Annotated in this window: 13 protein-coding genes; 6 read left to right on the forward strand and 7 right to left on the reverse strand. The window is 36.9% G+C overall.

Features of this window, described 5'->3' with window-relative positions; translation table 11 throughout:
- The first annotated feature begins 61 nt into the window (after positions 1-61).
- Positions 62-1,120 carry a 3-dehydroquinate synthase gene (gene aroB / locus M9897_10445; GenBank protein ID MCO5269299.1) on the forward strand — a complete coding sequence of 353 codons (1,059 nt, stop codon included), beginning with the start codon at positions 62-64 and terminating at the stop codon, positions 1,118-1,120.
- Between the two features lie 175 nt (positions 1,121-1,295).
- Entirely contained in the window at positions 1,296-2,864 is a 1,569-nt protein-coding gene (locus M9897_10450; GenBank protein ID MCO5269300.1) for a T9SS type A sorting domain-containing protein, read from the forward strand.
- Between the two features lie 6 nt (positions 2,865-2,870).
- Here M9897_10450 and M9897_10455 read toward each other — a convergent pair whose 3' ends face one another.
- The 5 genes from M9897_10455 to dnaK form a co-directional block, all read right to left on the reverse strand.
- Entirely contained in the window at positions 2,871-3,854 is a 984-nt protein-coding gene (locus M9897_10455; protein ID MCO5269301.1) for a DUF481 domain-containing protein, read from the reverse strand.
- A gap of 36 nt (positions 3,855-3,890) precedes the next feature.
- Positions 3,891-4,769, reverse strand: a complete 879-nt coding sequence (locus tag M9897_10460; protein ID MCO5269302.1) for a bifunctional 5,10-methylene-tetrahydrofolate dehydrogenase/5,10-methylene-tetrahydrofolate cyclohydrolase — start codon at positions 4,767-4,769, stop codon at positions 3,891-3,893.
- Positions 4,770-4,920: 151 nt separating this feature from the next.
- Positions 4,921-5,997 carry a hypothetical protein gene (locus M9897_10465; GenBank protein ID MCO5269303.1) on the reverse strand — a complete coding sequence of 359 codons (1,077 nt, stop codon included), beginning with the start codon at positions 5,995-5,997 and terminating at the stop codon, positions 4,921-4,923.
- 34 nt (positions 5,998-6,031) lie between these two features.
- Positions 6,032-6,937, reverse strand: a complete 906-nt coding sequence (locus M9897_10470; GenBank protein MCO5269304.1) for a hypothetical protein — start codon at positions 6,935-6,937, stop codon at positions 6,032-6,034.
- A 129-nt stretch (positions 6,938-7,066) separates the two neighbouring features.
- A complete protein-coding gene (dnaK, locus tag M9897_10475) occupies positions 7,067-8,980 on the reverse strand; it encodes a molecular chaperone DnaK (protein MCO5269305.1) in 1,914 nt (637 codons plus the stop codon).
- 704 nt (positions 8,981-9,684) lie between these two features.
- Between dnaK and M9897_10480 the strand changes: the two genes are divergently transcribed.
- A complete protein-coding gene (locus M9897_10480) occupies positions 9,685-10,140 on the forward strand; it encodes a leucine-rich repeat domain-containing protein (protein ID MCO5269306.1) in 456 nt (151 codons plus the stop codon).
- A 4,620-nt stretch (positions 10,141-14,760) separates the two neighbouring features.
- Positions 14,761-14,943, forward strand: a complete 183-nt coding sequence (locus M9897_10485; protein MCO5269307.1) for a T9SS type A sorting domain-containing protein — start codon at positions 14,761-14,763, stop codon at positions 14,941-14,943.
- Positions 14,944-15,187: 244 nt separating this feature from the next.
- Here the strand turns inward: M9897_10485 and M9897_10490 are convergent, their stop codons facing one another.
- Together M9897_10490 and M9897_10495 are read right to left on the reverse strand one after the other, a co-directional pair.
- Positions 15,188-15,451: a type II toxin-antitoxin system PemK/MazF family toxin gene (locus tag M9897_10490; protein ID MCO5269308.1), complete on the reverse strand. Its 264-nt coding sequence runs from the start codon at positions 15,449-15,451 to the stop codon at positions 15,188-15,190.
- Positions 15,452-15,501: 50 nt separating this feature from the next.
- Positions 15,502-15,750, reverse strand: coding sequence for an AbrB/MazE/SpoVT family DNA-binding domain-containing protein (locus tag M9897_10495; GenBank protein ID MCO5269309.1), 249 nt, complete (start codon positions 15,748-15,750; stop codon positions 15,502-15,504).
- 355 nt (positions 15,751-16,105) lie between these two features.
- Between M9897_10495 and M9897_10500 the strand changes: the two genes are divergently transcribed.
- Both M9897_10500 and M9897_10505 read left to right on the forward strand, forming a co-directional pair.
- Entirely contained in the window at positions 16,106-19,684 is a 3,579-nt protein-coding gene (locus M9897_10500; protein MCO5269310.1) for a gliding motility-associated C-terminal domain-containing protein, read from the forward strand.
- Entirely contained in the window at positions 19,685-20,683 is a 999-nt protein-coding gene (locus M9897_10505) for a PorP/SprF family type IX secretion system membrane protein (protein MCO5269311.1), read from the forward strand.
- Positions 20,684-20,716 lie beyond the last annotated feature (33 nt).

The raw sequence follows: 20,716 nt of genomic DNA on the forward strand, positions 1-20,716 counted from the left end.
TATATCATTCTTAGCGATATTCTAAAAATTAATGATAGATTTGTGAGAAGAATTTAACCCTATGACTCTGCAAATTCACAATACGTTCAACGCTATTTCTATTGGAGATATTACCCAATCTGAATTTGCAAATATCTTAAAAAGTTACAAAAACGCCCAAAAAGTTGTCATCACTGATGAAAACACTCACGAATTGTCTTGGCCGTATATTTTAACAAGCTTTGAAGAACTCAATACAGCCGAAGTGATTGTTTTACCTAGCGGAGAGGAAAATAAAGATATAGAAATTTGTGAACAGGTATGGGATACACTGTTAGATTATGATATTCAACGCAGCGATTTGATTATTAATTTAGGAGGTGGAGTGATTACCGATTTAGGTGGGTTTATTGCTTCCGTTTATAAAAGAGGTATTCGCTTTATCAATATCCCTACATCTTTACTTGCTATGGTGGACGCTTCAGTTGGTGGAAAAACTGGGGTGAATTTCCGAGGATTTAAGAATCAACTTGGAGTTTTTGCATTGCCTCAAGCTGTCTTTTGTGACCCTATTTTTCTGAAAACTCTCCCTGAAAATGAAGTTTTGTCAGGAAAAGCAGAAATACTAAAACATGGCTTGATTGCTTCTGCTCCTTTATGGAAAGAAATGTTGAAGTTTAAAGAGAATCTTCCTGACAAACAACTCTTACACAAAGCTATACTCATTAAATCAGACATTGTAGAACAAGATTTTAATGAAAAAAATGAACGTAAGAAGTTGAATTTCGGTCACACCATTGGACATGCATTAGAAAGTCATTTGTTGAACAAAGATAATCCTACAACACATGGAGAATGCGTTGCATGGGGAATGCTAGTCGAATCTTATCTGTCGGTAAAACACAATCATCTTTCTGAATCAGAGTTTGAAATGGTGAAAGATCTCATCTCTTCTTGGTATGCACCACTACCCATTTCCAAGGATGATTTCCCCGTACTTCTTCAACTCATGAAGCAGGACAAAAAAAATAAAGGAGATTTGATCAATTTTACCTTATTAAAAGAGATTGGCAACGCTGAAATTAATAAGGAATTGAAAGAGGATGAAATTGAGAAGGGGTTACAATATATTTTTGGATAAGGGATAAAGCACTGAAATCTTTTAATGAAAGAAAGCTCAATTTGCGGTGAATAAGACATTATTAACCGCAAATTATGCGGAGATTAATTTGTTTTTGCGGCGAATATGATGTATAATTTCTTCCAACTCTTTAAACTATCTCATCGTTTGTTATATTAACCACAAACAAAAAATGATGAGAATTACTATATTATTCATATTGATATGCTATCAGTTATTTGGTCAGGTTAAATCTACTCAAATTGATTACAATAACGTTTCTGCTTTTATATCTGGCGAAGGAACATTCTTCTATGATTTTGAAAATCAAGTAAAAGGGTATGAAGTGCCTAAAGGATTGGGAGTGCATGCATTAAAAGACATGCAATTTTGGTTTGCGGCTAAGGATATGAATGGAGAAATTTATTTTTCTCAGGGAGGAACTCCATTAGAAAAAGATGTTTTTAATGGTCCTATTTCTAATTTAAGTGTTTACAACACTCAAGCTTATTTAAACAGTTGGGAGAAGCCAATTTATATTATCAATCAAGCAACTATTGATAAATACCTATCAAATTACAACTGTAGTCAAGATCCAGATTGCGTTGATAATTATCCCATCTCAAATGAAGAAATAGATCAAATAAATAACTGGCCAGCACATGGCGATATTTCAATGGGACAAGCTTTTAATTTAGCACCTTTTCTTGATAATCAAGAAGATGGAATTTATGGCCCAACACAAGGAGATGTTCCACTAATAAAGGGATGCTACGCAGCTTATCTTATTCAGAATGATGAAGCAATGCCGCATACCCTAACCAATACAAATCCGATTGGTATCGAACTACGGATTATGTTTTATCAGTATCATACTTCCGATTATTTGAATAACACATTATTGGTAGATGTAGAAGCTATTAATAGGAGTAACATAGATTATCCCGAATTTATGCATAGTGTTGCTATCAATGGAGCATTAGGAAATGAAACGGATGATTTTCTTGGTTGTGATTCTTTATCCAATATCATATACTTCTATAATTCTGACAATATAGATGAAGAAAGTTCTTCTTCTAGTGGATATGGAGAAAATCCACCAGCTATTGGAATAGTTGGTTTACATCAAAAATCAAGTTCATGTGTTCCTTTTTCTGGGAATGAAACAGTAGAAGAAAAATGGAATTTGATGAAGGGATATCAAAGTAATGGTGATTCTTGGATACATCCAAATGGTTACGAAACAAAGTATGTATATTCTGGAAATCCAAACAATCCAGCCGAATGGAGTCAGTTAAGTCAAGGCAATACACCTGGAAACGTCAACGGTTTACTTTCTATGGATTTTGGAATGTTTCATAAAGGTGATACCTTACGTCAATCCTATGCGATTATTTTCACACAAGATGGAAATCATTTAGAGAATGTTGAGTCTTTGATTGAAAATGCGATGGAGCTTAAAAATACACTTGATAATGAAGGTACTATTCTCTGCACGGATGAAGTATTGAATATAGTTGAAGATGATAAGTTAGACGTTGAAATCTTTCCAAATCCCTCATCAGGAATTTTCCAAATTAAAAATCCAATTGATCATATACATACAATTTTAATATCTGATTCTCAAGGAAGAATTGTGAAAGAAGAGTCAATACAAAATAACGAAATGATAGAGATCGATTTACGTGGAAAGCAAGCAGGTATATATTTTGTGCAAGTTACATCGAATAATGCGATGATGGTAAAAAAGATTCTAATTCATTAAACATCCCTATTCCCGAATTATCTCAAATTCATCTGCCTTTTGCTGCTCATGCATTTTCTCTTCTTCTTGTAGTTTTCGAATCATTTCCTTATATCTTTCTTCGTCAATCTTGAAGTTATCGAGTTTATAGACAAAACCAACACGCACTGACCAAGTGTCACGAGTAACCGTTTCTGGCGGCATGGAGTCGAAGAAATGAGAATAGCTAATGCGTATGCTAAAAGGATTTGACACTCTAAATAATACCGAATATTCACCAGAATACCTTACATCTTTAAAACGCATAAGATTCGGTTGAAAATAAGTGGTAGAAGTTAACTCAAATTGCTTGAAATTGAGGTAAGTTGATATATAGCTACTCCATCTGAACGCATTTTCAAATCCCATAGGTCTGTCACTATAATTGATCTCTTCGTATTCGTAGAATACTGAACTTCCTGCGAACATTCGTATTTGACGATTTATATATTGTCCTTCTTTTGGTTTTATATCAAAAATACCTACACGTAATCCAGTACCTAAAATATAACGTACTTTCTGCAATAACAATTTATTGTACTGAATTTGGGAGTAAGACTCCCATTCCCAGACAGAATGAGCAATGCGGTACGAATAACGCAAATGTGACATTCCAAAATCTGAATATTTAACTCCTTTTGCTGCGGTATAAGTTAAATCGTTAATCAATAAAAGAAGGTGTTTGTATTCCTTCTCATTTTTCACTTGTGAAGCATCCTTTTGCAAAGAGTCTTTACTGTTGGAAGTTTCGGAACTATTCTTTTTTTCTCGCCAATTAAACTTATATTGAATCATTGGTTTGAAATTCAACGACATCAATACGTCTTTTTGTTTTTGTGCTGAAAATGATAAATCTAAGGCCCCACTGAACCCATAAGAGCCATCACCTAATCTTCTATTTTCAATGTTTACAACCTGTGTAAATATGAAAAATGGTAAAAAGATAAAATATAGAATTAATCGGCTTTTCATAGTCAGATTAATGAGGGTATATTTGAAATGATTGGCTTACTTCCCTCTTAATTCTAAGGATTTCAACGTATTGATCATTAAAGAAGCAATGGTCATAGGACCTACACCGCCCGGAACAGGAGTAATATATGAGGTTTTAGGAGCAACGTGTTCAAACTCCACATCACCAACCAATCTCCATCCTCTTTCACGTGTTGCATCTTCCACTCTGGTTGTTCCTACATCAATAACAACTGCACCTTCTTTAACCATTTCTGCTGTGATAAAATTCGGGCGACCTATTGCTGCGATAATAATATCAGCATTTAGACAAACCTCTTTTAGATTTTTTGTTTTACTATGAGCTAAAGTAACTGTACAATTTCCAGGATATGTATTTTTAGATAATAAAATACTCATGGGTGAGCCTACAATGTTGGAACGTCCAACTACTACGCAATTTTTACCCGATGTTTCAATTTCATAATGCTTTAGAAGTTCTAAAATCCCTGCAGGTGTAGCAGACACAAAACTAGGTAAACCTAGAGTCATTTTCCCTACATTCTCAGGATGAAACCCATCTACATCTTTAGCAGGGTCAACAGCCATTAAGATTTTATCTTCATCAATATGTTTCGGTAATGGTAATTGAACAATATATCCATCTATTTCAGGATTATTATTAAGTTCTATCACTTTATCTAGCAATGTTTTTTCAGTAACATCTTCCTCAAATTGAATCAATGTACTTTTAAAACCACATTCTTCACAAGCTTTGATTTTATTAGCGACATAAGTAAGAGATCCACCATCTTTTCCTACAATTACAGCAGCTAAATGAGGGATTTTCTTTCCTTGAGAGACTCTCTCTACTACTGCTTTTGCAATTTCTTCTTTTACTTTTTTAGCTGTAGCCTTTCCGTCTAATAATATCATGATAAAAATTTTGTTACAAAGATAACATTGTAAGTGTAAAGAGAGAAATGAAAAGTAAATTTTCAGGGTTGTTATAAGCCAGAATTAACCGCAAACCGCAAAGTGTTTTCGCAGAGGTCGCAAAGCTTTGTATACTTTGCGGTTAAAAAATCTATTCTACAACTCTTGAGTCAGTGAATATAACACCAGTAGAGGTGCAGAGATAAACTCTCTTCCCATCAGGGGAGAAGTAAATAGCATTAAATTTTGCGTTTTTTCCGTCATATTGACGCTTATTGAAATCGGTAATGGTTTTATCGGCTCCTACATCAATAAACTTTTTACCAGCATCTTTACTAAAGAAAACTTTAGAACCTGCACCCCCTGCAAGCCCAAAATTCGGATTGCTGATTCCCCAAATTTCTGATGGATTCGTAGGATTGTACTTAATGTCTCTATCTATATTTGATCCTGTTGAAGATGGATTCCAAGTTTCACCGCCATCGGTACTCATAAACACCCCTCTTAAATTTGCTGCTAATAGAATCACATTAGGTTGTGCTGGGTTTATAGTTATACCGAGTACATTAGGCATTTGAGAAAGATTCTCATCTTTACTTGGTTTTTTACTTCTCCATGTTAATCCCCCATCATTTGATTTTTCCATATTTCCTGTATTGGTTCCTGCATACATCATTCTAAAGTCAGTTGGATCCACATCGACTGCTTGAACAGTTCTATTTTTTAATTTCTGCTCCCATGTTTCACCACCATCTTTACTGATATACACACCTCCCGATCCTCCTGCTTGTGCGCTTCCGGCAACGAGTTCCTTCTTATTGTTTGGATTCATATATAAATTACATATCCCTGGTGCTACTTTCTTTTTGTCCCATGTTTTACCTCCATCTTTACTTATTGAAACTCCCATAAGGTGCCCTAAATAAATAATATCAGAATCATCTGGGTCTATTATGATTGGTAATTTATTCATCCAACCCATATATTTTCCCGCTTTTTCATTCATGACTACCCACGTTTTACCATCATCTGTACTTTTATAAAATACAGTCTTGCTAATCGCATAATGGATGTTAGGGTCTTTTGTGCTAATTGCATAACCATGAGCAGGTGTAGCTTTTTGATTGTCCAAATAAACCACTTGCCAAGTAATTGTATTATTCTGTGCTACTGATAGATTTCCTAGTAGAAAAAATACAGAGAAAAAAAGAATCATTTTTATTTTCATAGATATTGATTTTATTTGATTAGTAAAATTTTAATTAAGGTTCTGTTTTTATTTCTTTACCAAAGCCATTGCAGAAACCACATTCCATTTTATAGGTAACTGTCCCATCTCCACAAATTCCGTCAAAGCCAGTACATTTTGCATATCCATTCTTACAACCAGGACAAGTTGTTTTACCTTCTCTATCACAGAGGTGACAGTCGAGTTTTCCAGATTTACAATGCAGTGTTGGACAAGGCCCTGTATATCCTGCTCCATCACAGGAACGGCAAGGATCTTTAACTTTCTTGTATCCATTACATGAACGACAAGTAGCTTTCCCAGTACTATTGCATACTTTGCATTTCTTTTCTCTTCCTGTTCCTGCACAATAGCGACATGAGGCGCGTTCTATTTGTGGTGAAACAAGATTCTCATTTCGAGGTTCATGTCCACTTCCTCTGCAATGAGAACAAGTTATTATTATAGAATTACTACACTTATAACAATTAACTTTCCCAGTTGCTAGACATTCCTTACAATCTTTCACAAAGTATCCTTTACTTTTGCAATTTGAACAAGCTTTTTTCCCAGTGCCTAAACAAACTGGATCATCGTATACATGCATCCTATTACACTGTGGGCAAGTTATTTTAGCTGAACCTGAACAAACATTATGTTTTACAGTTCCAGCTCCTCTACAGCGCTTGCAGCTCGAACTCACCATGTAATAAAGTGTACCTTCACATTTATTACATACTTGAATATATTGAGGAGAAGCTGTTTGAATACTGTCTAATAACTTTTCTAGTTTTTTGACTCTTTTCTTATCTGTGCTATTTAGGATAACATCATATCTATCCTTTAATCGTAAAGATTTATTAGCGTCAAATGTTTGAGCCACTATTAATTTTGGCAATACAGATACCATGATTATGAGTAGAATAGGTTTAAGATTCATTTGCCTTTTTTTGTGCTTGTAAATGCAAAAAAAAAATGATAAAAAACGAAAAGTCAATGGATTATGATTGAATTAAATATAAAAAAAGCCCTAACAAATTGTCAGGGCTTTCTCATTCTTTTATGAAGTTTATTTATTATCTGTCACTTCTTCAAAGTCAACATCCGTTACTTCATCTGAGTTGTTTCCTTGAGCCTGATCTGCACCTGCTCCAGCACCTGCGTCTGGTCCAGCAGCGCCTCCTCCATTTTGATACATCTCTTGAGAAGCAGCTTGGAATACATTATTTAATTTCTCAGAAGCAGCATTGATACCATCAATATTTTTAGCCTCAAATGCTGATTTTAGCTCAGCTAAAGCATCCTCGATAGGTTGCTTTTTATCAGCTGGGATTTTATCTCCGTATTCTTTTAGCTGACGTTCTGTTTGGAAGATTAAAGAATCTGCTTTATTAATGGCTTCAACCTCATCTCTTTTTTTCTTATCTGCATCTTCGTTTGCTTTTGCCTCATTTTTCATTCTTTCGATTTCAGCATCGCTTAATCCTGAAGAAGCTTCAATTTTGATAGATTGTTCTTTACCAGTTCCTTTATCTTTTGCAGAGATATTCATGATACCATTAGCATCGATGTCAAAAGTTACTTCAATTTGAGGAACTCCTCTCGGTGCAGGTGGAATATCTGTCAACTGGAATCTTCCTAAGGTCTTGTTATCAGCAGCCATTGAGCGCTCACCTTGTATTACGTGGATATCCACAGAAGGTTGGTTGTCAGAAGCTGTTGAGAACACTTGTGATTTCTTAGTTGGAATCGTTGTGTTTGCATCAATTAACTTGGTCATTACACCTCCCATTGTTTCAATACCTAAAGAAAGTGGAGTTACGTCTAATAAAAGTACATCTTTTACTTCTCCTGTTAACACACCTCCTTGGATAGCAGCTCCAATTGCAACTACTTCATCTGGGTTTACACCTTTTGAAGGAGCTTTTCCAAAGTAATTTTGTACCGCATCTTGGATGATTGGAATACGTGTAGAACCTCCTACTAGGATTACTTCATCAATATCTGAAGTTGATAATCCTGCATTTTTCATTGCCTTTTTACAAGGGGCAATAGTTCTTTCTACGATATCACTAATCAACTGCTCGAACTTAGAACGCTGTAAAGTACGTACCAAGTGTTTTGGAACGCCATCTACCGGCATGATGTAAGGTAAGTTGATTTCTGTTTGTGAAGAAGAGGAAAGCTCAATCTTTGCTTTTTCTGCAGCTTCTTTCAAACGTTGCAATGCCATAGGATCTTTTCTTAAATCCAAACCTTCATCATTCTTAAATTCATCTGCTAACCAGTTGATGATTTTATTATCCACATCATCTCCTCCAAGGTGAGTGTCTCCATCTGTTGATAACACTTCAAAAACACCATCTCCTAATTCTAGGATAGACACGTCGAAAGTACCACCACCAAAGTCGAAAACAACAACCTTTTGGTCCACATTCTTTTTATCCAAACCGTAAGCTAATGCAGCAGCGGTTGGTTCGTTAATAATACGTTTCACTGTTAATCCTGCGATTTCTCCAGCTTCTTTTGTAGCTTGACGTTGTGCATCGTTAAAATATGCAGGTACAGTAATAACTGCCTCAGAAACATCTTGTCCAAGATAATCCTCAGCCGTTTTCTTCATTTTTTGAAGAATCATGGCAGAAATCTCTTGTGGCGTATATGTTCTGTCGTCAATTTTTACACGAGGTGTATTATTGTCCCCTTTTACAATTTCGTAAGCCATTCTCTCTTCATCATCATGCATTTCGTCGAAAGATGTACCCATAAATCTCTTAATAGAGTAAATCGTTTTGTGCGGATTGGTGATTGCCTGACGTTTTGCAGGATCTCCCACTTTTCGCTCTCCTCCTTCTACAAAAGCTACAATAGAAGGCGTAGTACGCTTTCCTTCAGCATTTGTAATTACTACCGGCTCATTACCTTCCATTACTGATACGCAAGAGTTGGTAGTTCCTAAGTCAATTCCAATTATTTTTCCCATATCACTTTAATTTTCTGTTTTAATTCAAAATTTGATAGTCATTTGTCAATTCCTATGCCAGCCGAAAAAAGGCAGAATTTTAGTTTTTTTTGTCAGAATTCTCTGACTTTTGATGAATCTAAACTGACAAGCTGGCAGAAAACTAGATGAATTGGCTTCAAAAAGTGGGATACTGATAGCGAACGGAATTTAATTTTTCTAATAGATAGCTATTGCCATAAATAGGCTGTAAATTCCGTTCGCTGGAGGCTAACAATCACCGTTACGGAATAGGAGGTTAGATTCCGTTCGCTGCGCTCCGGAATGACAACCATCAACGTAGTTAGAGGGAGAGGGGGCGGCGAAGCCGCCCCCTCTCCTTTATTATTATAGGCTTAAGTGTCATTCCGGAGCGCAGCGATCGGAATCTGTTTTTCATCCATAATTATCGTTTGTAGCATACACAAAGCGAATGGAATCTGTTCTTCAACCGCAATTCGATAATCAGAGTATAGCGAACGGAATCTAAAAATTCTCAATTTTCACACCGATAGCTATGGTACTCACCTAATTATTAGTTTAAGTAAGTGACAAAGGGGTTGTTTTATCTATTTCAACTCACAGCAAATAAATAGTTAAAAAAAATATTCCAATTTATTATTTTGTATTACATTTGTACTAGTAACAATTGTTACTAGCAAAAAAAAACGTTTATCATAGTACTTATGAAACTTCATGCAATTTTATTATTTGTAGGATTCTGTATGTATCTTACAGTTGGATTTTCTCAACAATCTGGCACTCAAAGAGATATGAGTTATCAGAAACAAGCACCTGCAAATGAAAAAGGAGTTCAGTTGGCTTATCTAGATGATTCAACTGTAAAGGAATTCAAGAATTTGAATGAACTTTTGCCTATCAAAAACAAAATAGTAGGAATTTCTATTCAAAACAAAGATTTAACTGCTGTACCTGCAGAATTAAAGAATTTCTCGCATTTAACTACGATTGATTTATCTCATAACAAGATTACACATTTGCAAACGAATGATTTTTCGAAATTTCCTAAGTTACAAAAACTATACTTGAACGATAACCCTATCTCAAAGAGTGAAATTGAAAAGTACCGCAAAGAAAACCAGAAACACGAAGTTTACTTTGATAAAAACCAATTCCAATAAGTACTACTAAAAAATTAGATTATGAAGAAGATTTTAACACTTGCAGTACTTATTGCAGGATTAACGTATAGTTTTTCCCAAAACGTATTCTACGAAATAGATGTAGATCAGTTGTATTATTCAGAACCAGGTTGTGGAGACCAATTTGGTGGACCTGACCCGGTTTGGAAACCTCGTTTCAATACAAATGGTTCTCAATATGATTGGACAAAGGCTTTAAGTGACATAACTTCTTGTGGATGGCAAGCTGGAACAAACAATTATTCTATGACTCCCACCATTTATGGTAGTGCTACAAATAATATCGTTTTTTCTTTTGATGGTTATGAAGATGATGGTTGGTTTCCAGATGACGCAAAATGTAATGGATATGCCGTTCTTAGAACTATTCCTAATATTTGTGATTATCCTCCCTATATTTGGAATTACTTTACTGATTCGAGAAATTGTACAAGTGATGGAACAACTGGAACCTATCAGGTTAAATGGAGTTACTACTGGGGATATAATCAAGCACCGACTATCGTAACGCAACCTGTTGCAAACACAGTTGTCTGTAACGGAAGTAGTGTTACACTTACAGTAGAAGCTGGCACCGATGCTTGTGGCAGAAATATGGGTTTACACTATCAATGGGAATACAGTAACAATACAAGTTGCATAGGAGCTACCAACTGGCAACCCGTTCCATCTTCCGATAATGCAACATTGACAATTCCTCCGGGATCATTCACGGGCACGCGAGTTTATAGAGTTTTGGTAACCAGTAATAATACTGCATCTTTCACAACAAATACAACGATTTCTAATTGCGTGGTAGTTACCATTAATCCGATGGCAATTCCACCTTCTATCATCAGTGCTATTTGTGGAGGAACAGTTTTACCGGGTGGAACATATCCATTAGGAACCTTACAACCACCTGCAGTAGGTGCGGTAACTAACATTGATAATTATAGTTGGACAGCAACTGGAGGAACTTTCTCTCCAGCCTCATCAGGAGCAAACTTAACCAATGTTTCTTGGACAGCTCCATCAACTCCAGGGAGTTATACCGTTACAGTTGAGTATCAGGATAACTGTGGAAATGTATCTTCGGCAGATTGCCAAATTAACGTAGCAGAAAGCAATTGTGATTTTACGTATGTGTCTCCCAGCGGTACTGATAATCCAGGTTGTGGTGGGCCTGGCAACCCCTGTAAAACTTTAACAGGAACGGATGGCGCCCTAGCAAAAGGCGGCAAATACATACGTATGGAAAATGGAAGTTATACAGAATCCAAAATTGCAGATATCACTGAAGATATGATAATTGAGGGACGTTATGTAAAAACAGGAAGTACCTGGGTAAAAAATTCAAATACAGCTTCTACAACCTCACTCACCTTTAGCGGAGAGGAAAGTCCTGCAGGTGTACGCCACCGCATGGGACTGAAAGCAGATGGTGTAAACAATTGGAAATTAATTGATCTAGATATTACCACAACTAATATTACCGGACAAGATGCTAATCACCGAGGAGCATCCAACTATGGAGTTTGGATTAACAACAGTTCCAATTACGAGATTTCAAGATGTAAGATTACAAGCGGAAATGCGGGAGATGGACAAGGAAGGAATAACGCAAGTGGGTTTGATGGAAGTAATGGAGGAAATGGCAGCAAAGGAAGTGTAGGAACTGCTGGAGGTTCCTCTTGTGGTTATGATTCAGGTGGGAATGGAGGGGCCGGAGGCACTGGAGGATCTGGAGGTGCGAATGCAACTGTAATGGGAGGAAGTGCATCAAACGGATCAAATGGGGGATCAGGGGGGCATGGTACTAATGATAATGGTAATACAGGTTCTGCAGGAGCAGGTAGGACTGGTACTTGTTCAGGTGGCGGTGGTGCTATCGGACCAGCTGATAATGGAAATAATGATACTCCTTACGGTTACGATGGCGCTAGTTGTACAACAAATGGAGCGAATGGAACAAATGGTACAACAAACGTAGCTTCCTATTCTGTAAACGATTATTATACACCAGGTGATGGAACTAATGGAACCGCTGGTCAAGGTGGCGGTGGTGGAGCTGGCGGTGGTGGAGGCGCAAATGATGAAGGAGGTTGTTACTCTGGAGGTAGCGGTGGATCAGGTGGTAGTGGCGGCGGCGGTGGCGGTGGAGCTGGTGCCGGTGGTAAAGGTGGTGGTGCCTCTTTTGCTATATTTATCAAAAGCAATGGGAGCGGCTCAAATATTTATGACACTGAATTAAATTCTGGTGCAAAAGGATTAAAAGGAATTGGTGGTAATGGAGGTGTTGGCGGAAATGGTGGTGCTGTTTCTGATAGAGGTCCTACTTCTGGTGACGGTCAATCGAACAGAGGTGGTTTAGGAGGTGCAGGATCAAAAGGTGGTAATGGTGGAAAAGGAGGTGATGGGTCTGATGGAGTTAATTATGCAATTGTAAATATTTCATCCACAGGAAATTTAACTCTAACAAATGTACCTAATATTAGCCCGGCTATTTCTGTAAATTCTGTGGCTTCCGGAGGTTCTATCCCCAACTCTCCTATCGTACAAATCAACTACAAGAACACAAAGATTTGTTCCAACTCAGTAGTGGAGATTGAAAAGAACACAGGAAACTGGTCAATTACAAATCCATGGAGCTTTGTAAAGTATGAGAATACAGTATTAGCTTCCCAATATACAAATGCAAGTAGCCCGGCTGAGATTTACACGACCAACACAAGTGGTAGTTCAAATTTAGTGACAGATGGTGCAACCTATCATTCATACTTGACAGTATTAGAGAACAGACCTGCTCCAGTTATTACAATTAAAGCTCATGACGGCTCTACATTAACGCCTGCTGCTACTATCTGTGATGGAGGTACCGTACAATTAACGGCATCTTCCTATGGTAACGAGATTGAATTCCAGTGGGACGTATATGCAGGAACTAAAGCAGATCAGAAAGGAGCTGCTTCTACAGCTATTTTTAGTTCACAACAACAAGCACCTGTAACTACAGGACTTCCTCAGGGAACATATTTTGTACGTTATCAAGTGCGTGAGCAATGTTGTGGATGGAGTATTCCTGTATTTGCTACTATTACAGTGAATCCACAGCCAACTCCTCCAACAAATTTCAACTTAACGGCAGGACCGGTTTGTGTGGGAACAACTATTAATGCTTCTAATGCAGTTGGTGGAACTGGAGGTGTGCCAAGTTATACCTACGAATGGGATTACGAAACCAATTTACATCCATTTAGTAGTTTCTCTACTACTCCACCTAGCTTCCCGGCAGAAGAAGGAGCGAATGTTGTTGTAGTGCGCATTGCCGCAGACGGTATCAAAGGATGTAATGCAAGTGATACTATCCAGAAAATCGTAATTGGAGAAAATGGATCAACTAGTGTTGCTTCCGTTACAGCTGATAGCCCAACTTATTGTGTAGGAAATAATGTTACACTAACTGCAAATGGAGGTATGTTAGGAACCAATGCTGTGTATAATTGGTATGCAGGTGCAACTTGTACAGGTACACCATTAGCCTCAGGAACATCTAATATTTATACCACGACAGCACAACCAGGTTCAACAACCTATTCTGTGACGATTAGTTCCAATGCATGTGGAGCTACAGCTTGTGAGTCGATTATCATTAATAATCAAGCACCAAGTAACACCTTGGCTATTAACCTAGATGTGGCTACTTGTCCTGTAAACAATAACAACTGGATACATTTCTACAACAATAATGGTCGTTTATTGGTGTCCGTTAATTCTCACGGTCAGGATTTAGGAAATGTTTCGGCTACATGTTATGCACAAACTCCTCCTATCAATGTAAGCTCATGTGACGGTTCTATTTTTACAGATGTATTAGGACGACGTTGGGTAATTACACCGGAATACCAGCCAACTGGAAGTGTAGATGTACGTTTATACTATGACGAACCAGAATATCAGGCACTCGTTCCAGTTGCCAACTCAAATGCCAACATGTACGATGATGTAAGTGGTTATAGTAGTTTACAGTTGACTAAATTTACTGAAAATACTGCCGGTCACGAAAACGGAAGTTTCACCGACGATTGTGGATTTGGTAGCTTTACCTTATATAATCCTGTAGCTGTACCTACTCATGTGATTGCAACAGATATTCCTGATTTAAGCTTGTTTGCACCTAATGGCAGATATTCTCAGTTTGCAATTGGCAGTTTCTCTGAATTTTGGTTACATGGTTCATCTGAGAACTCTCCACTACCAATAGAACTAACTTCCTACTCTGTAGAATGTTTGGATAAAGGTATTTCACTCACCTGGAAAACACTAACAGAAACTAATGTTAGTCATTTCGAGATTCTACGCTCTCGAGATGGAAATACGTGGGATTTTATGAAAAAGATAAACGCTGCAGGTAATTCAACTTCACCAAAAGCATATTCTTACCTTGATGCAAACATCAACGGTTTATTGTATTATAAATTAGTATCAGTTGACTTCGACGGTGAGCGCAATGAATATGGACCAATTTCGTCAAACTGTATGCCTACAGAGCCTTATTGGAACATTAAGCCTATACCAGTAGTTGATAATGCAACCATTACAATTGTTTCCATGGAAGAAATGCAAGATGTAATGGAAATCTATGATGCTACAGGAAGAATCGTAAAATCTCAAAAAGTTCAATTAACAGTAGGAGAAAACTTATTCCAAATGGATTTAAGCCATCTGAATACAGGAACGTATGTGATTCGTCTAAAAGATTACAAAAACATATACAAACCAATACGATTTGTGAAGTTTTAATTGCATGGAATGCTGATAGTCCCATTGATATAAAAGGAAGTTAGATTCCGTTCGCTTGGGGCTGAGAATAACAGTTACGGAAAAGGGTAAGATTCCGTTCGCTGCGCTCCGGAATGACAACTGCAAAAAAAAATATAGTAAGAGGGAGGGTGGCAAAGCCACCCTCCCTCTTATCCTTTTAAAAGGATAATGTGTCATTCCTGAGCGAACGGAATCTGTTATACATCCACAAAAGGCGGTGGTTTTATTCTACTAAAGTTTCATTAATTACTAATTTAACTTGTTTGATTTCTTTATCTGTTAGTCTGTCAAATCTTTTAACAATCCTTCTTCTATCTATTGTTCTAATTTGATCAATAACAATCCATCCTTTTTGTTGATTATGATTTACTTCAATTCTTGTAGGATAAGGTTTTGAACTACTAGTCATGGGGGCGATGATTATGGTTTGTAGGTATCTATTCATCTCATTTGGAGATAACACAACACAAGGTCGAGTTTTCTTCATTTCGCTACCAATCGCGGGTTCTAGATTAACCAATACAATTTCATATTGATTTATTTGCTCCATTCTTCAAAGTTTTCATCATCAAATACATCATCTATAAAAAGCTGGTCATCACCATTTTCACTCATCTTTTTAAATGCTTTATCCCAACCACTTCTGGGTTCTGCTTTAGGTTTTAAAATAATGAATCCTTTTTCAAAAACTAATTCAATTTTATCGGTAATACTATAACGCTCAAGAATTGTCTTAGGGAGTCTGATTCCTTTCGAATTTCCAATATTTATCACAGATATTTCCATTTTATCATTTTTTGTTATTACAAAGTAATTACATTTTAAAATAATAACCAAATAAAAGTGAAACTTTTTATTTTAGAGAGTATTTTGCTAGAGTTATTACTAATACGGTAAACAGAGCGTAGCGAACGGAATCTAAAACACTTTCAAATGTCAATATTTGTTTGCGAAAGGAGCTTTCCTGATTGTTTTGAGAGTATTATACCATTTTTTTTTTAGTGTCCTCCCCCCACCCCCCCTCCAAAGGGGGAGTTGGGTAATCCTGTACTTTGAAACCAACAGCTATCGGTATTTCATTTTCAACTTTTATTTTATCCATAGCAATCCTTTTATCTCTAAAATTCGTTATCTTTATATCATGTACCGAATTTTATTTATATTTTCTATACTGATAGTACTACTTCCTATTCATGCGCAAGAAGTAATACACGAGCACAATTCCTTTTATTCTTTCATTGAAAATAAAGGGCAATGGCCTGACCGCGTATTTTTTAAAAGTAAATTTGAAGGAGGAAATATGTGGGTTGAACAAGACCGGATTTTGTTTCATTTACAAGATTATTCAAATATTGAAGCCGCCCACTTTGGAAATAAGGAAGTTACAGAACCATTCTCCTTTCGTGAAAAAGTAGTAGAACTTAAATTTTTAAATACACAAAAAGTTGTTCGTACAGAGAAAAGTGGCAAGACTTCTCATTATTACAATTATTTTATCGGTAAGGACCCAAGTAAATGGGCAAGCGATGTGCACGGATATGCTGAATTTACTTTACAAGAATTATATCCGGGAATTGATATGCGTTTTATTGAAAAATTACAAGAAATCAAATATGAATTTTTGGTAAAAGCTGGTACAAATCCTCAACAGATAGCCCTGCAATATAATTATCAGCAAAAATTAACTATTGATGAAAAAGGAAATTTAGTGATAGATACTGAATTAGGGAAAATCATCGAACAAGCACCTTATGCTTACCAGATAGTTAATGGGAAAATAGTAGATATCCCTTGCTCTTACCAACTAAATGAAAACATCCTCACCTTCCAATTAGGTGAATACAATAAACGTGTGGACTTAGTAATCGATCCAACGTTAGTTTTTGCTACTTACGATGGTGCTTTATCTGATAATTTTGGAATGACCGCCACTTATGCCTACGACGGTTCAGCGTTTACTGCCGGAACAGTTTATGGAAATTCCTATCCAATGCCCGATCCGAATACATACGACGTTACCTCCAACTTAACAGTAATTAATGTTAATGTGGCAACCACAGATGCTTTTCTTACAAAATATTCTCCTGATGGCACCACTATGTTATGGGCAACTTTCTTTGGCGGAGGAGATAATTATCAAGGAACAGATGTGACCCATTCTTTAATTTGCGACAACAACAATAATATTTATGTCTTTGGAACTACTTCTTCTACAGATTTCCCAATTGTAAATGGTTTTCAGTCCTCATTTGGTGGTGGGTCGAGTATTGCTATCAACTACAATGGGACAAACTTTGGTACAACGGGAACAGATATGTATGCTGCTAAATTTAGTGCAAATGGACACAATTTATTAGGTTCTACATATATTGGAGGAAGTCAGAACGACGGAATCAACTATATCTTAAGTGCGGGGAACTACAATACAGCAGCAGCTTATGACAGTTTAACTACAAACTATGGTGATCAGTTTCGGGGTGAAATCATGCTCGATAAAAACAATAATATTTTGATAGGTTCATGTACACGTTCTCCTGATTTCCCTACAGTAAATGCTTTTCAACCTACAATAGGGGGGCAACAAGATGGTGTTATCTTTAAGATTAAAGATGATTTCTCCTCTCTCCTATTCTCAAGTTATTTTGGAGGCTCAAAAGCTGATGCAATCTATTCTGTTAAGATAGATTCGAGCTATAATATTGTTTTTGGTGGTGGCACCACTTCATTGGATTTGAATATTACACCGGGAGCTTATCAGTCAACAAATGCAGGAGGACAAGCAGAAGGTTTTATAGGTAAATTATCAACAGATGGTTTAACTCTTTTGAATACTACATATTTAGGTACTTCCAACTATGATCAAATATTCTTTATTGAGATTGATAGAAATGATAAGATTTTTGCATTGGGTCAAAGTAATGGAGGTGCCTTCCCTGTAATTAACGCTCCTTACTCTAACCCGAATTCTGGGCAGTTTATCGCTCGTTTAGATGAAAACTTATCTACCATAGAAGCATCTACCGTATTTGGGCGAGGTATCCCTAAATTTGATATTTCACCATCGGCTTTCTTGGTAGATATCTGCGGTAATATGTATGTTTCCGGATGGGGAGGAAGTGTATTGGCAGGCGGAACTCCCCTGAATGGAATGCCTATAACACCAGGAGCGTTTCAATCCACTCCACCGAATGGTTTTGATTTTTATTTGATTGTACTAGAAAGAGAATTTGGGGGCTTACTCTATGGCTCTTATTTAGGAGGTGGAATTTCAAAAGAACACGTGGACGGCGGAACTAGTCGTTTTGACAAAAACGGAGTGGTATATCAGGCAGTATGCTGTGGTTGCGGTGGAAATAGCGATTTTCCAACATCCGCCAATGCTTGGTCTGGATTAAACTTATCTACAAACTGCAATGCACTGACATTCAAATTTGACTTCAACTTAATTCCACATGCAGAATTTACAGTCAATCAATCTATTGGCTGCACACCCTTTGAAGTGCATTTCACCAATTTCTCTTCCCAATCAGATAAATACGTATGGGACTTTGGCAATGGCAACTTGGATTCCACCACTTTTGAACCCGTTATTACATACACTACTCCCGGTTCATACGACGTATGGTTATTTGTAACAGACTCTGTATGTTTAATTACAGATTCTGCGTTATTGACTATTCAAGTTTACCCAGATATTGTACTGGATCCAATTGCTAACATTGACTTATGTGTTCCTGTTCCTATTAGCATGACTGCGTTCACACATGGAACAGCAAGCTCTTTTATATGGTCAACAAACTCAAATTTTTCAGATACCCTCAATACAAGTATAGCTGATTCTGTAGTGAATATCAGTAATCCAACAGGTGGTTATTACTACATCAAAGTTTCCAACAACGGATGTAGTGTCATAGATAGTGTCTTAGTTGAATTTACTAGCGGAAATCTAGATTTGACTGGTACCAACAACCTTTGTATAGGAGATAAAACAGTTATATCCGCCACTAGTACAAATCCAAATATCACATTTAGTAATTATGATTGGGAGGCTGATTCTATTATCGTATCGGGTGATGGCAGCGCTTCAGTGACAGTTCAACCAACAACCACACAATATCTTTATGTAACCGCCTCTGCTAGCAATGGATGTACTGTAACTGATTCTATTTTGATTGCCGTAAGTAATATTGATGCAAGTCTGGTAACTGCGTCAGTTTCTGACAACCAAGCTCCCGTAGGCAGTGAAATCACTTTGACTGCAGAGCCTTCTGGATATTCATATTCGTGGACTCCAGCGGATAACTTAGCAGATCCAAACGCACAAGAAACCACAGCTCTCATCAATGAGTCAACCACTTATACCGTTTCTGTTTCAGACGGAATTTGCACCAAATCTTCTTCTGTTTCCGTTTCTGTTTTTCCATATAAATGTGCTGAACCATATATCTACGTTCCAAATGCATTTACACCAAACGGAGATGGAGACAACGATATGGTATTTGTGCGTAGCAAGGTGATTTCTTCAGAAATAGAGCTCACATTCCGTATTTACGACCGTTGGGGAGAAAAAGTATTTGAAGGACATACGACTCATGATGGATGGGATGGAACTTTCAGAGGAAAACCACTCAAACCGGATGTATATGATTATTACCTCGAAGGCGAGTGTATCAACAACGAAAAATTTATTATCAAAGGAAACATTACACTGATTCGCTAATTGAAGAAACTAGGACATATATTCGTTTGGCTTTTGGTGTGTAGTGCAACCTATGCACAAGACATACATTGGTCTCAATTTGACTATAATCCGGTGTTTCAAAACCCAGCCAATGTAGGTCGTTTCAACGGAGATTATCGTTTCTTTGCTAACTACAGAGACCAATGGAGAAGTGTTACAAAAGCATTTTCAACGATTTCTGTTTCTGTAGAGGCAAAAAATCTCTATAAAGGAATCAGTGTAGGAGCCTTCTTTTTTCATGATGTAGAAGGAGATGGAAAGATGAGAACTATAGAATTTCAACCATCAGTTTCCTATACCTTGAAATTATCAGCAGATTCGACTCATTTATTTAGACCCGGACTCCAACTAGGAATCAATAATCGTTCGTTAGACCCCACTAAATTCTATTATGACAATCAGTGGGATGGAACTAAGTTTGATCAAAATTTACCTAATAATGAGGTATATCAAACGCGCAAAAGAACAAATTTCACCATTGGCATAGGTGCTGCTTATGAATTTCAAAAAAGTAAACGAGAACGCATCAATGTAGGAATAGGTGTATTCAACTTAAATCGACCCAATCAAGGTTTTTTTGGTCAAAAAATGAATCGGGAAATACGTTTGAATGTATTCGCTCAAGCTGAATACAAAATTGGATATGATTGGGATATTTTACCTAGTTTACAAATGAATTTTCAAGGAAAATACAGAGAATTTATTTTAGGCTCCCAAGTTAGATACATTCTAAAAGACCGATTAGGCGAATATATGACAGTAATGGGAGGATTGTATTATCGTGCACAAGATGCTCTATATTTATTAGTAGGCATGGAATACCAAAGTTGGTGGGCTGGAGTTTCGTATGATATCAATGCGTCTTCTTTAGTTCCGGCAAGTACAGCCCGAGGTGGTATCGAATTAAGTGTGCGTTATATTTTCTTTAATTTTAAACCAAAAAAGATTTTTCACAGAGCATGTCCAGATTATATATAGGTTTCATATTGTGCTTTATTTCCTTTGCTTCAT

Source organism: Brumimicrobium sp. (genome assembly GCA_023957385.1).
Lineage (GTDB): Bacteria > Bacteroidota > Bacteroidia > Flavobacteriales_D > Crocinitomicaceae > Brumimicrobium.